Here is a 12754-nt window from a genome sequence, read left to right as displayed (position 1 = left end):
TTTACTCTGTGGCGAGCGATTCTTATAATCCTCGCCTTTGTTTATCTCGCTTGAGAACGTCTTATGGACCAGCTAACCGCTACGTTAAAAAAAATCGAAAAACAGAATTATCGCGCTTATCAGCAGATAAAAGGTCAATATGATTTCGGCGATTACGCCTTTTTCATCGACCATGTTCAGGCAGACCCTTACGCTTCAGCGTCGCGAGTGAGAGCGGTTAGACCATGGTCACTGACAGGCTTGCAGTGGCTACACGAAACGTCCTGTGCCTATCAAGTAGCAGCACGTGATTTCATTGCACGTAGTTTTGCTGAGTTCGCCAAGCAAGAGAACAGCGTAAGTATCGCCCTTACTGGTCAAACCGTTATGGATAGCACTTCCGTGTTATTCACAGACGAAGGTATCGAACTTCGATTCCGCGTTAATCTGCCAGCCGAAGGCCGCTCGGTATTGGGTAAAAAGGCGAACAACATCCTGACCTTCCACTTACCTAAGTTTATCCGTCGTGCCACACTAGAGCGTGAATTGGATAAAGATGCACTGGTTCACCACTGTCAAATCGTTGAAGACCAAGAATTCATTCGCAGTAAGTTAGATGAGTATAACTTGGTTGCGTTCGTTGGTAATGGTTCTGTTCTACCTCGAGTTGCTGGTAACTGTGATTTACCCATGAAAGACGCAGTCGCGCTAACTGCACCAGAGTCTTTGCAGGTGACTATCGAAACACCAAACCAAGGCGAAATCACTGGTTTAGGCATCCACAAAGGCATTACTTTAATCGTGGGTGGTGGATTCCACGGTAAATCTACTCTTCTGAATGCCATAGAGCGTTCCATTTACAACCATATTCCGGGTGATGGCCGCGAGCGTATTGTAACGAATCTAAATGCAATGAAAATTCGAGCAGAAGACGGTCGATGCGTACATGGTCTCAATCTTTCTAACTATATCAATCATCTTCCAATGCAACGTGATACCGAAGATTTCACGACACAAGATGCATCAGGTTCAACATCTCAGGCGGCTTGGCTACAGGAATCAATTGAGGCTGGCGTTCAAGGTATTCTCATTGACGAAGACACGTCCGCAACAAACTTCATGATCCGAGATGAACGCATGCAAGCGTTAGTTAGTAAGGGTGACGAGCCAATCACGCCTTTGGTTGACCGCATTGGTCAGTTGCGTGACGAACTTGACGTGTCAACGGTTATTGTTATGGGGGGGTCTGGCGATTACCTAGACGTAGCTGATACTGTGATTCAAATGCATGATTATCAAGCCGTCGATGTAACAGAAAAAGCACGCCAAGTTGTAAAACAACACCCTACAGAGCGAAACAACGAGTGTGAGAACGAGCTCAGGACATTCCGACCAAGATCTTTGAATCGAGTTGCTCTACAAAAAATTCTCGCCGATGGTAAATTTCGCGTTTCAGCAAAAGGCGTCGACTCTTTACGATTTGGTAAAGAGTTTACCGACCTGTCTGCGCTGGAGCAGCTGGAATCCAGCTCTGAAATTAACGCCATCGGTTGGTTGTGGTTTCAGCTAGCGCAATTGCCAGGCTGGTCGAACAATCCAGCTAAGGAAATACAGAAAATGCTTGAAGGTGATTGGTCTAAGAACATGCCGAATCAGGGTGACTTGGCCAAACCACGCACCGTAGATACGATGGCAGCATTGAACCGAATGAGAAAATCGCAGTTCAAATCAGCAAATTAACGAAAAAGCGCCTTATTCAATAAGGCGCTTTTTTTCAATGCCTTAATACATGCCAAGCTTCACAAAGTACGCGGAAGCGATCACTATTTCCGTTTTCTCTATCGGGGTGCCATTTCAGCGCAAGTTTACGCCAAGTTTTGCGGATTTCCGTTGGGCTCGCGTCGTGTGGAAGTTTAAACAACGACAACGCTTTCGCTCGATCCATGTCACCGCCGTTAGTACTGCCGACAAATTCACGATAACGAGTCCAGAACTCATTCAGCAGCCTCTTGACTTCCCCCTCTTCTGCTTCGTAATTATGCCAATCGAGATAATAATCACGCAAAGGATCTTCATGATCAACTTCATGTCCAAAGACTCTAGATTGAGGCATCAGTACGATATCCATCGCTTGCACCTGTAGCCAATTGTCTGGGTACAAGGTTTCTTGCAATTGATACAATGCATTCATAATAAGAAAATTGCGTTTGAAGAGGTCTTTCTCGGGCGAACCGTCTAGCACTGGCAGTAGCTCTAGCTCGCTGAGATGGGAAGATAATGTATGAACTTTCCATCCTGAGGGCTGTTTTCTGAGAATTTCCATAATAGGCCACAGTAGAGGGTTTTCCATATACTGCTGGAACTGGGCCGCAACTTCATGATGCTCGTTCATATGTACTCTGATCGGGGTTTATTTCTAATGAAAATCCAAAATGCACCGTTTGTCGAGTGAATAACTCAGATTTGAGGATCGCGACCCAAAAAAAAGAGCCAGCTATTGCTGGCCCTTTCTCAGTAACGAGGGATTAGATTACCCCCAGTTCACGTAGTCTTTCCATTAAGTAGCTGTCGGCGGTATGGCGCTCTGACAACACAACTTCTGGTTTAGGGTGGAGAAACAGTGGCAGCGAAATGCGTGACGTTTCCTGACGTGCACCGGTTGGGTTGATCACTCGGTGCGTTGTCGATGGGAAGTAACCACCCGATGCTTCTTGAAGCATGTCGCCAATATTAATGATCAGGCTACCAAAATCACATGGCACATCGATCCAGCTACCCTCTTTACTCTTCACCTGCAAACCTGGTTCGTTCGCTGCTGGAAGAACCGTTAGAAGGTTAATGTCTTCATGCGCCGCTGCACGGATTGCACCTGGTTCTTCTTCACCAGTCATTGGTGGGTAATGAAGAACACGCAGCAGCGTTTTGTCGCTCCCATCAATCATGTCAGACAAGGCAACAGAGAATTTCTCCTGCACATCTTTTGGTGCATAAGCTTCAACCCAACCTAATAGCTCTTGAGCAAACTTGTTGGCACGATCATAGTAATCCATGATCTGTTCTTTAAGCTCTTCTGGCATTTGACCCCAAGGATATACATGGAAGTATTCTTTAATATCCTTAACTGTATGCCCTTTTGCTACTTCAGAAACTGAAGGTGGGAAGTAACCGTCTTGAGTTTCAACATTATAAGTAAACTCGTTCTTGCGCTCAGTCATAAAGAACTGATACCAGTTCTCATAGATAGACTCGACAAGCTCTTTAGGAATCGGGTGGTTTTTCAATACACCGAATCCAGTCTCACGCAGTGAGGTAACAAATTGCTGAGCAGCATCTTCAGCGAGGTAATCGACAGTTTCCAGTTTCATGGCTTTACTTTGAGTAGTTATTTAATAGTTTGAGCGGAGATTTTAAGTGTGACATATAGGTAAATCAAACTTTGATGAAATGAAACAGACAGTTTGAGTATTAAATGTGCGATGTTTAAGCGTTTCAACATAAATAGTTAATTATCAGTTGACGAAAACGTTCAAATGAGCAATTGAACACCGTTTTATTAAATGGCATGATATAGAGAAATGTATTCAGGAAATCTTTCAATGAACTCTAACAACAGGTCATCATTTTCGCTTTTAAGTGGTTTAACTGCTGCCTACGTTCTGGTCTTTTTGTTTTCCGCTTTCGAGCCATCTTCGCGCGCAGTTTGGATAGCTGAAATCATTCCCGCAATTGCTATTCTGGTACTTATCTGGCTTGTATCGCGCCAATTTCAGTTTTCTAAAACCGCATACTGTCTGATGTTTATCTGGCTGACATTGCACACCATTGGCGCCAAATACACATTTGCTGAAGTACCATTTGATTGGTTTAGCAACTTAATCGGTTCAGAAAGAAACCATTTTGATCGGGTGGCGCACTTTTCTATTGGGTTATACGCGTACCCTATTGCCGAATACTTAATCAAAAAACAATTAATGAACACAAAGCTAGCAACCGCTTTTGCTCTATTTGCAATCATGTCTCTGGCTGCAGGCTATGAAATAGTGGAATGGTGGTACGCAGCGATCGCAGGAGGCGACGAAGGCATCGCGTTTTTAGGTTCTCAGGGTGATATTTGGGATGCGCAAAAAGACATGCTTATGGATACGCTCGGGGCGCTCACTGCTCTATGCTTGCTGGTTTCTCAGCAGCGGGTGCTTTCTTCAATCCAAGTAAGGTAAGGATTAAACCCTTCATTAAAAGGAACTTGAACAACTTGAGGCACCTCGTAGTTATGATTGGAAACGATCACTTGTTCAAGTTCCGCGTAGCAGGCTTTTTTGGTTTTGATGATCAACAGACTTTCGTTGTCACAGCACACTTCACCCTCCCAAATATAATGGCTATTGACTGGCATGGTCTGAATGCAGGCCGCCAGTCCTTTTTTCAATATTAAGTCGATGATTTTCTGTTTGATTTCATCATTATTTGTGGTCGTTAGCGTAATGCAGAACTGTTCACTCATACTTAATTCACCGCTTTATTTCTTAACTATTACCGGATAATCTTGTTCAATCAGCTCTTTGACGAAGCTAGAGCCTAGTCCCGTGTATGTTACCCATACCTTTTTCTTTGCTCGAGTTAACGCGACGTAAAACAATCGTCTCTCTTCAGCATAAGGGAAAGTATCACCCGACTGCGTTAGCGCGCCATCAATGTGGAGAGCTTTAACGCGAGCAGGAAACTGACCTTCATCAACAGAAAGTACAATGACAAAATCGGCTTCCTTACCTTTACTTGCATGGCAGGTCATAAATTCAATCGACAGCAAAGCGAACTGTTTCTGCCATTCAGAAAGAAGCTCTGGCTTGTGATAATGATTTCTGCCGAGGAGTAATACTGTCTGAGTACCTTTGGCTTTGTGATTGAGTTCATCTAAGATTTTCTCAACGGAACTACTCGGCGCTAAAGTAACGGCTTTTGATTTTTGCTCTTTATGACTTTGCAGCACTTTAACCAATTGAGAAGGGTTTTGTTGTACAAATTGGTTCGCTACTTCGCCTATCTGATTGTTAAAGCGATAAGTTGTATCTAGGTGATGTATCGTTGAGTGCGGGAACCGCTCTGCAAATCCTGTCGTCAGATCAACATCTGCACCCGCGAATTCGTAAATGGACTGCCAGTCATCCCCTACAGCAAACAACACACAATTGCGCTCATCCTTCTGGTTACATAATGCTTCAACTAAGGCCAAGCGTTGAGGTGAAATATCCTGATATTCATCAATCATAATGTACTTCCAAGGCGAATGAAACTTACCTTTGTTCACATGCTTTGTCGCTTGAGTGATCATAATATTGAAATCAATGTGGCCTTCTGATTTAAGCATCTCAAGCCATGCCTGATAACAGGGCCATACAAGAGCGAGTTCACTGTTTAATCGCGTATAATCACTATGTTCCACTAGCTTTTGCTGGATCTCTTTCTTTGAACAACCCATGGCTGAAAGTTGCGTGAGTTGTTTGTTTAGCCAAGCGATCAATTTGGGGTTTTCTACATGACTGCCGAGCTCATCATCCCCAGCTAAATAGGCTATTGGCCATTTTTGAAGGTGTTTTTGCCAACGTTTAAAAGCCGTAGGCGTCATCCAGTGCTTTTTAAGCCAATCAACACACCACGCACTTTTGAGCTTGTCATCTAACGCAATGGGAGAAATAGTGACAGGCTGTTTTTCAACGTGATTGAGGACTTTTAAGCCTAACTGATGAAATGTGTTTACTGTAACACTCTCTGCACTCAAACCTATTTTGTTCTCAAGACGCTGCTTCATTTCCTCAGCTGCATCTCGCCCAAAAGCAAGCATGAGTATATCTTCAGCCTGTGCAAGATGGCTCTGTAATAGATAAGCAACCCTTGTCGTTAAAACACTGGTTTTACCTGATCCTGCTCCAGCTAAAACGAGGTTATTATCATCATTAAGCAAAACCGCTTGTTGTTGGGACAAATTAAGTGGCGAAGATTCTATTTGCGAAAAAAGTACTTTCCAATTATCAAGTTCCGTCACCATCCAATCCCGATTACGCGAGGCGATAACTTTATCGGTTTGCGCGATCCACGGTAACACAGTGGCCATTCTTTCTGGCATTCTCAACATGGCATCTTCAAGTGCCATATCCATGCTAAAGAAATCACGATTCAGCTTATCAAGCCAAGTATTTACGGTCGAATGCGTCAAAAAAGAAGGTTGACGTTCAAACCCTCGAATTTCCATTTCCCACTCAGGTAGGAATTTATTAAGCTGTGTACATTGGTGATGGTGCCATTTCTGATAAGAGGCGACAGCCAGTCTGGCAAACTCTCTGCACGATTCCCAAGGTAATCCCTGAATCAACCAAGAATGCTGTCGGCCATCTTCTGGGTGTGCAAAGAACTGCAAGCCTCCCCAACACAACCCTCGCTTGAGCTTCACTTTGCCATTCCAAACGTTAAATGGAATTCGCTCTTCACAAGTTGCGGAACATAATACGAGAAAGTCAGGCTCTATAGAAACCTGATGGTACTCATTTTGGATGAGATATTGCGCAGTCTTGTTGGCGATTAGCTGCATTCTTGTTTTGCCCTTGAATTCAATTGCTGCCATGATAACTCAACCGGATTGAAGAATGAAAAGATACTGTCAATATCTCCTGCTAAGCTCACTGTGTAGAAAAGTTAATCAAACATACTTGTTTCTTTATCTGTATCAGAAGTTTACCATTGACTATTAGATACAATAGTTAATCTGCAGCAACTCTAAGAATCGATAACGTGCAATTTTTTAGCCAGCTCCGCCTTTATTGGGTAAACAAAACCATTAACTACAGCCTGCTTATTATGGTAACTCTGCTGGGAGTGGTCATTCCCAGTTGGTATTACCCCATTGACGCTTACATCATTCCTCTCATTCTCGGCGTTATTGCGGCAGCATTGGCCGAAAATGATGATAAATTCAGCGGCCGGCTCAAATCGATCACTTTAACATTGGCGTGTTTTGCCATCGCGTCATTATCGATTGAGCTGTTATTTGATACCCCTATACTCTTTGCCTTAGGGCTATTTGTATCCACATTTGGCTTTATCATGCTAGGCGCGATTGGCCCTAGATACGCCAGTATAGCGTTTGGATCATTGCTTATCGCCATATATACAATGCTAGGCGCCCATGAGAGCACCAACATATGGCTACAACCCATAATGTTACTTTCGGGCGCAGCATGGTATTTTTTTATGTCGATTGTTTGGTCAGCATTGTGGCCAATGCAACCTGTTCAACAAAGCTTAGCGACCGTTTTTCTTCAGTTGGCCAACTACCTTGAGTCAAGAAGTCAGTTATTCCACCCTGTAACTAATCTAGAGCCGCAACCATTCCGGATTAAGGAAGCGACGCTAAACGCAGCCACTGTCACAGCATTAAACCTGTGTAAAGCTACATTGCTAAGCCGTTCAAAACGGGGGCATGTTGATGTTGCAAGCGACCGATTTCTCAATATTTACTTTCTTGCACAGGATATTCATGAACGGGTCAGCTCAAGTCATTACCGTTATCAGGAGTTGGCTGAACACTTTGGACGCTCAGATGTCTTGTTCAGATTTAAACATTTACTGGAAACCCAAGCCAAAGCATGTCGAAACGTCGCTCAAGCCATCCGATTAGGCAAAGAGTATCAACACAACGAGGACTCCGTCGCTGCCTTGGATGAGTTAATGAGCTCTCTTACGCATCTACAGGAACAAAATAATCCCCAGTGGAAATCCCTTATTCATCAACTCAGCTACCTTTTCAAAAACCTCGCGACAGTAGAAAAGCAACTTAGCAACATCACTAACCCCGATGCTAGTGCACTAGAGGAAGATGTACTTGATGATACAGAGGTTCACACACTTAAGGCGATGTGGCTACGTATCACATCCAATCTAAATCAAGACTCGATGTTGTTTCGTCATGCAATTCGGATGTCTATCGCTCTCACTGCTGGTTATGGCATCATCCAAGCTTTCGGTATCGAAAGAGGTTACTGGATCCTGCTGACAACCTTGTTCGTATGTCAGCCTAACTACAGTGCTACGCGACAGAAACTCGTTGCTCGGGTGTTAGGCACCATTGTGGGCTTACTGATTGGTGTACCCTTGTTAACTTTTTTTCCTTCTCAGGAAAGCCAATTTGTCTTTATTGTCGTCTCCGGTGTTGCGTTCTTTGCTTTCCGACTAGCAAATTATGGTTACGCAACGGGCTTCATCACTGTGTTGGTTTTATTCTGCTTCCACCAACTTGGAGACGGCTATGCTGTTGTCTTACCACGTTTGGCCGATACGATTATTGGCTGCGCTTTGGCAGTAGTCGCCGTCGCTCTTATTCTGCCTGATTGGCAATCAAAACGGCTCCACATTGCCATGGCAGATTCAATTCAAGCAAATCGCAGCTACCTCGCACAGATCATCGGCCAATATCGGATTGGTAAAAAAGATAGTTTAACCTATCGAATAGCAAGAAGAAGTGCTCACAACCACGACGCAAACCTGACCAATGCCATCAGTTCCATGTTGGCAGAACCAGGGCGTTATCGATCCGCTGTCGACGAGAGTTTTCGCTTTCTGACACTCAGTCATGCCTTGCTAAGCTATATTTCAGCATTAGGTGCGCACAGGACAAGAATCAATGATGAGGATACGCATAGACTTGTGCTCGACGCACACCGAGTGATTCATCAGCACCTAGATGTCTTGTTCAATCAGTTGAACGATCATTGTGATAGTTGTGATACCACCACAATTGACGATCCCGCGCTAGAGGCTAGATTGGCTGAATGGCGTGAAGAAGATGACAATTCGGCAAAAATGGTTTTGCAGCAATTGTATCTAATATACCGAATGCTTCCAGAATTACATTCATTGGCAAGCAAGTTCGCAGTGCGCGTGACTCATTCAGACACTACCAACAATGAACACTAATTAAAGTGGGCAGCAATGCTGCCCACCTCACCTTTTCTTTACACTCCCTGACATTACCCGGACATAATTTAACCACTTTTCCATAAACTAGAGTGACATGATTCTTACGGGAGTAAGAAGATGAAAGGAAGCATCTCTTGCTTTTCGAGCCAAAAGTCTAGATTGATTCGGAGGCAGCAGACTATGAACTCTAAACAGTTTGAACTGTTCAAACAGCAAATAAAAACTTTGAGTCCGCAACAGTTACATAAACTCAGAGGCGAAATTACAGAAACACTGGAAGGTTCGAACCGTGTTCTGATTACAGATGAAGAGCAAAAGCTCATCGCTAGTCTGTTTTCTTAGCACAACTTGCCAAAAACGCAAATACACCTTAAGCTTACATTATACAGGGGGTGTCTATGTCAGTTTCCTCAGTACAGGCCGGCTATCAGCTGATTACGCAGTCATCGAACATGGCAGATGAAGCTGCACGCGAAATCAATCAGGCCCAGCATACTCCTCCTGTTCAAAAAGACGACTCCTATGAGTTCAACAAGGTTGAATTTAAACAACCAGAGCCCTCAGAGATAGAGCCTTTAATCAAACTAACTCAAGCTGAACAATACAGCCATATAGGCACTAATGTTCTGCAACGAGATCAGGACATGATAGGAACACTGCTAGATATACACGTATAGCGTTAAATTTGAATCGATAGTAAAACAGCAGTTGTCTTCCCGCCCAGAGACGCTAGAATCCACTGATAATTTTCATTTTGTTTTCACCATGCCTAAACTCAATTTGTCTCACCGTGACAACGATACTGTTTTCAACCAAGGGCCACAATCCGATCACCTTGAACAACAACTCAAACCCCACTTCGAGCGCACTGCAATACGTTTAACTCCCAGCCCTTATATTTCTGAAAAGAACATAGTCAAGCGGTGGGATAAACTAGGCGCATTTACATCCAAGGAAGCATTGCTCGATCCGGTCACAGCCCAACAATCAGATGTGTACAACAAGAACATCGAGCACTTTATAGGTACAGTAAAACTACCTGTAGGTGTTGCGGGCCCATTGCGTGTCAATGGCCTCCACGCCAAACGCGATTATCATGTACCTCTAGCCACGACCGAGGCCGCCTTGGTTGCTTCATACAACCGTGGTGCTCAATTGATTACAGCCGCTGGCGGTGCAAGTGCCATGTTATTGAATGAAGGTGTGACTAGAACACCAGTGTTCGAGTTTCAACAACTCGTCGATGCTGGTCGGTTTGTCGCTTGGGTGGTTACACAATACGACCATTTTAAGCAAGTCGCAGAGTCTACGACATCGCATGGACAACTTCACGATATAAACGTCAACATAGAAGGCAATCACGTTTACCTTGTATTCGAGTTCTATACTGGCGACGCCTCTGGGCAGAATATGGTCACAATCGCGACCAACGAAGTTTTCAATTACATACTTGAGCATTCACCTATTGAACCTGAGTATGCGTTCCTTGATGGCAACCTCTCAGGAGACAAAAAGCCTAATACCCATACTTTGCGTCATGTTCGTGGCAAAAAGGTCACAGCCGAAGTCAACCTTTCAAAAGAGTTGGTTGAAAAATTTCTCCACACTACACCAGAAAAAATGGTCAAGTTTGGCCAGATGACGACCACAGGAGCCGCATTAAGTGGATCTATTGGGGTTAACGCACATTACGCCAATGCACTAGCAGCTTTGTATATTGCTTGTGGTCAAGATGCTGCCTGTGTTGCGGAGTCCGCAATAGGAATCACACGCATGGAGATGAATAAGCAAGGTGGCCTTTATGCATGCGTTACACTGCCAAATCTCATGGTGGGTACTGTGGGTGGAGGAACTCACCTACCTAGCCAAAAAGCCTGTTTAGAGCTCATGGGGTTATATGGCTCAGGTAATGCTAAAGCTCTAGCAGAAGTATCGGCAGTGCTTTGTCTCGCTGGTGAACTTTCCATCGTAGGTGCGTTTTGCGCTGGACATTTCTCTAAAGCTCACCAAAAGCTCGCCAGATAACAATCGAACTTTCTTATCGTTAGCCCTCGCCTAGTCGAGGGCTTTTTTTATTCTTTAAACTTTCATTTTTCATAAAAAATTTCGTTTTGCTTTCGTAATCCTTTCTCATGAATGATCTAGATCATATTTCTTTAGGTTAAACCTAACATTACCGACTACAATATGATTATATTCCGAAAAACAAATGCTCGTACGAACATTAGGAAGCGAAAAGATGACCATTAGTTACTTAAAAGAACAGAAAGAACAAGAATTACTAGACTTGATCGTCGTCGGTGGTGGTATCAATGGTGCTGGTATCGCTGTAGACGCCGCTGGTCGTGGCCTAAAAGTTGGCCTTTATGAAACTAAGGACTTCGCCGGTGCGACATCTTCAGCCAGTTCAAAATTGATTCATGGTGGACTTAGGTATCTAGAACATTATGAATTCCGCTTGGTGGGTGAAGCTTTAGCAGAACGTGAAGTCTTACTTGCTAAAGCACCACACATTGCTTTTCCCATGCGTTTTAGGTTGCCCCACCGACCATTTCTTCGTCCTGCATGGATGATCAGAGCGGGTTTATTCCTATATGACCATCTGGGAAAGCGCACTTCTTTACCGAGTAGTAAGAAAATCCAATTAGATAACCAGAATGTTACCTTACCTGAACTCAAAGTGGGCTTTGAATACTCTGATTGCTGGGTTGACGATGCGCGACTAGTAATACTTAACGTCATCCAAGCTCAAGAGCTGGGTGCAGAAGTGAGCAACTATTGTCAGGTAACGAAGGCGCAGCGTATCGAGGGCATCTGGCACGTTGAACTGTATGACCAACGTACCTGCAAGACCTTCTTCAGAAAAGCTAAAGCTTTGGTTAATGCCACTGGCCCTTGGGTTAAAGAGTTTCTAACAGAAAACACAAAACTACCCTCTCCTTACGGTATTCGCTTGATTAAGGGCTCTCACATCATCGTTCCAAAAATTCATGATGAAGAACAAGCTTATATCATGCAAAATGAAGATAACCGCATTGTGTTTGTGATTCCTTATCTCGGCAAGTTCTCAATGATCGGTACCACCGATGTTGAATACAAAGGCGATCCTCGTAAAGTCGCGATTAGCGATGAAGAAAAACAATACCTGATCGATGTTACTAACCAGCATTTTCGTAAACAAATTACTATTGACGATATCATTAGTGACTTTAGCGGCGTCCGACCACTTTGTGATGATGAATCTGATTCACCGCAAGCCATCACCCGAGATTACACCTTAGCGTTGGATCATAAAGAAGGCGAAGCCCCTTTACTGTCTATTTTTGGCGGCAAATTAACCACATACAGAAAGCTCTCTGAGTCCGCGATGCAGCACCTTTCTCCTTACTTTAATCTGAAAGAATCGTGGACGAAAGAGGCACCACTTCCAGGCGGAGAAAACTTCAACTGGGACGAGATGGACACTCGATTATCTCAGCAAGTTCCATTTGTCGATAATGACACACGCCAGCGCTGGCTTCACGCATATGGGAGTCGAGTCCAACAACTGCTTGCCAGTGTGTCAACTGAACAAGATCTAGGTATTAAGTTCGCTGAGGGTATTTACCAGATAGAGATCGATTACCTGGTAAAGCATGAATTGGGCACCAATGCGGAAGATGTTTTAAAACGCCGAAGTAAGCTTCATCTATTGTGCGACCAAGAATGTTATCAAGCTATTGAAAGCTATCTCGATAGAACAGATTACAGCATCCACGAACAATGTGCATAACAAATTGGGGGCTAAGCCCCCTGTTTTTAGCTTCAG

General features: G+C 44.0%; 11 protein-coding genes. 7 read left to right on the top strand and 4 right to left on the bottom strand.

Annotated elements, in window-relative coordinates:
* The first annotated feature begins 63 nt into the window (after positions 1-63).
* On the top strand, positions 64-1719 hold the full coding sequence (locus tag TW84_RS17580; RefSeq protein WP_045976922.1) for an ABC-ATPase domain-containing protein: 1656 nt from the start codon (positions 64-66) through the stop codon (positions 1717-1719).
* Positions 1720-1753: 34 nt separating this feature from the next.
* Here TW84_RS17580 and TW84_RS17575 read toward each other — a convergent pair whose 3' ends face one another.
* A complete protein-coding gene (locus tag TW84_RS17575; RefSeq protein ID WP_045976921.1) occupies positions 1754-2371 on the bottom strand; it encodes a DNA-J related domain-containing protein in 618 nt (205 codons plus the stop codon).
* Between the two features lie 133 nt (positions 2372-2504).
* Positions 2505-3344, bottom strand: a complete 840-nt coding sequence (locus TW84_RS17570) for an isopenicillin N synthase family dioxygenase (protein ID WP_045976920.1) — start codon at positions 3342-3344, stop codon at positions 2505-2507.
* 231 nt (positions 3345-3575) lie between these two features.
* On the opposite strand from TW84_RS17570, the gene TW84_RS17565 reads away from it, so the two are divergent.
* Positions 3576-4196: a DUF2238 domain-containing protein gene (locus TW84_RS17565; protein ID WP_045976919.1), complete on the top strand. Its 621-nt coding sequence runs from the start codon at positions 3576-3578 to the stop codon at positions 4194-4196.
* Here TW84_RS17565 and cutA read toward each other — a convergent pair.
* Together cutA and helD are read right to left on the bottom strand one after the other, a co-directional pair.
* Positions 4160-4480, bottom strand: a complete 321-nt coding sequence (cutA, locus tag TW84_RS17560; protein WP_045976918.1) for a divalent-cation tolerance protein CutA — start codon at positions 4478-4480, stop codon at positions 4160-4162. The two genes, TW84_RS17565 and cutA, sit on opposite strands and share 37 nt — an antisense overlap.
* Positions 4481-4495: 15 nt before the next feature.
* Entirely contained in the window at positions 4496-6562 is a 2067-nt protein-coding gene (helD, locus tag TW84_RS17555) for a DNA helicase IV (protein WP_045977045.1), read from the bottom strand.
* Positions 6563-6762: 200 nt separating this feature from the next.
* Between helD and yccS the strand changes: the two genes are divergently transcribed.
* The 5 genes from yccS (at position 6763) to glpD (ending at position 12718) form a co-directional block, all read left to right on the top strand.
* Positions 6763-8943 carry a YccS family putative transporter gene (gene yccS / locus TW84_RS17550; RefSeq protein WP_045976917.1) on the top strand — a complete coding sequence of 727 codons (2181 nt, stop codon included), beginning with the start codon at positions 6763-6765 and terminating at the stop codon, positions 8941-8943.
* A 183-nt stretch (positions 8944-9126) separates the two neighbouring features.
* Entirely contained in the window at positions 9127-9288 is a 162-nt protein-coding gene (locus tag TW84_RS24915; protein WP_167336332.1) for a hypothetical protein, read from the top strand.
* 56 nt (positions 9289-9344) lie between these two features.
* Entirely contained in the window at positions 9345-9623 is a 279-nt protein-coding gene (locus TW84_RS17545) for a hypothetical protein (RefSeq protein WP_045976916.1), read from the top strand.
* A gap of 88 nt (positions 9624-9711) precedes the next feature.
* Positions 9712-10971 carry a hydroxymethylglutaryl-CoA reductase gene (locus tag TW84_RS17540; protein ID WP_045976915.1) on the top strand — a complete coding sequence of 420 codons (1260 nt, stop codon included), beginning with the start codon at positions 9712-9714 and terminating at the stop codon, positions 10969-10971.
* A gap of 214 nt (positions 10972-11185) precedes the next feature.
* A complete protein-coding gene (gene glpD, locus TW84_RS17535) occupies positions 11186-12718 on the top strand; it encodes a glycerol-3-phosphate dehydrogenase (protein WP_045976914.1) in 1533 nt (510 codons plus the stop codon).
* Positions 12719-12754: the final 36 nt, after the last annotated feature.

This window comes from Vibrio neptunius (genome assembly GCF_000967495.1).
Classification (GTDB): domain Bacteria; phylum Pseudomonadota; class Gammaproteobacteria; order Enterobacterales; family Vibrionaceae; genus Vibrio; species Vibrio neptunius.
The sequence above is the reverse complement of the archived record's forward strand: the minus strand, read 5'-3'. Positions and strand labels throughout refer to the sequence as shown.

Bases quoted from the DNA above. Each gene is read 5' to 3' on its own strand.
- helD (WP_045977045.1), bottom strand. From the start codon at position 6,562: ATGCAGCTAATCGCCAACAAGACTGCGCAATATCTCATCCAAAATGAG.
- TW84_RS17580 (WP_045976922.1), top strand. From the start codon at position 64: ATGGACCAGCTAACCGCTACGTTAAAAAAAATCGAAAAACAGAATTAT.
- TW84_RS17545 (WP_045976916.1), top strand. From the start codon at position 9,345: ATGTCAGTTTCCTCAGTACAGGCCGGCTATCAGCTGATTACGCAGTCA.
- glpD (WP_045976914.1), top strand. From the start codon at position 11,186: ATGACCATTAGTTACTTAAAAGAACAGAAAGAACAAGAATTACTAGAC.
- TW84_RS17540 (WP_045976915.1), top strand. From the start codon at position 9,712: ATGCCTAAACTCAATTTGTCTCACCGTGACAACGATACTGTTTTCAAC.
- TW84_RS17575 (WP_045976921.1), bottom strand. From the start codon at position 2,371: ATGAACGAGCATCATGAAGTTGCGGCCCAGTTCCAGCAGTATATGGAA.
- cutA (WP_045976918.1), bottom strand. From the start codon at position 4,480: ATGAGTGAACAGTTCTGCATTACGCTAACGACCACAAATAATGATGAA.
- TW84_RS24915 (WP_167336332.1), top strand. From the start codon at position 9,127: ATGAACTCTAAACAGTTTGAACTGTTCAAACAGCAAATAAAAACTTTG.
- TW84_RS17565 (WP_045976919.1), top strand. From the start codon at position 3,576: ATGAACTCTAACAACAGGTCATCATTTTCGCTTTTAAGTGGTTTAACT.
- TW84_RS17570 (WP_045976920.1), bottom strand. From the start codon at position 3,344: ATGAAACTGGAAACTGTCGATTACCTCGCTGAAGATGCTGCTCAGCAA.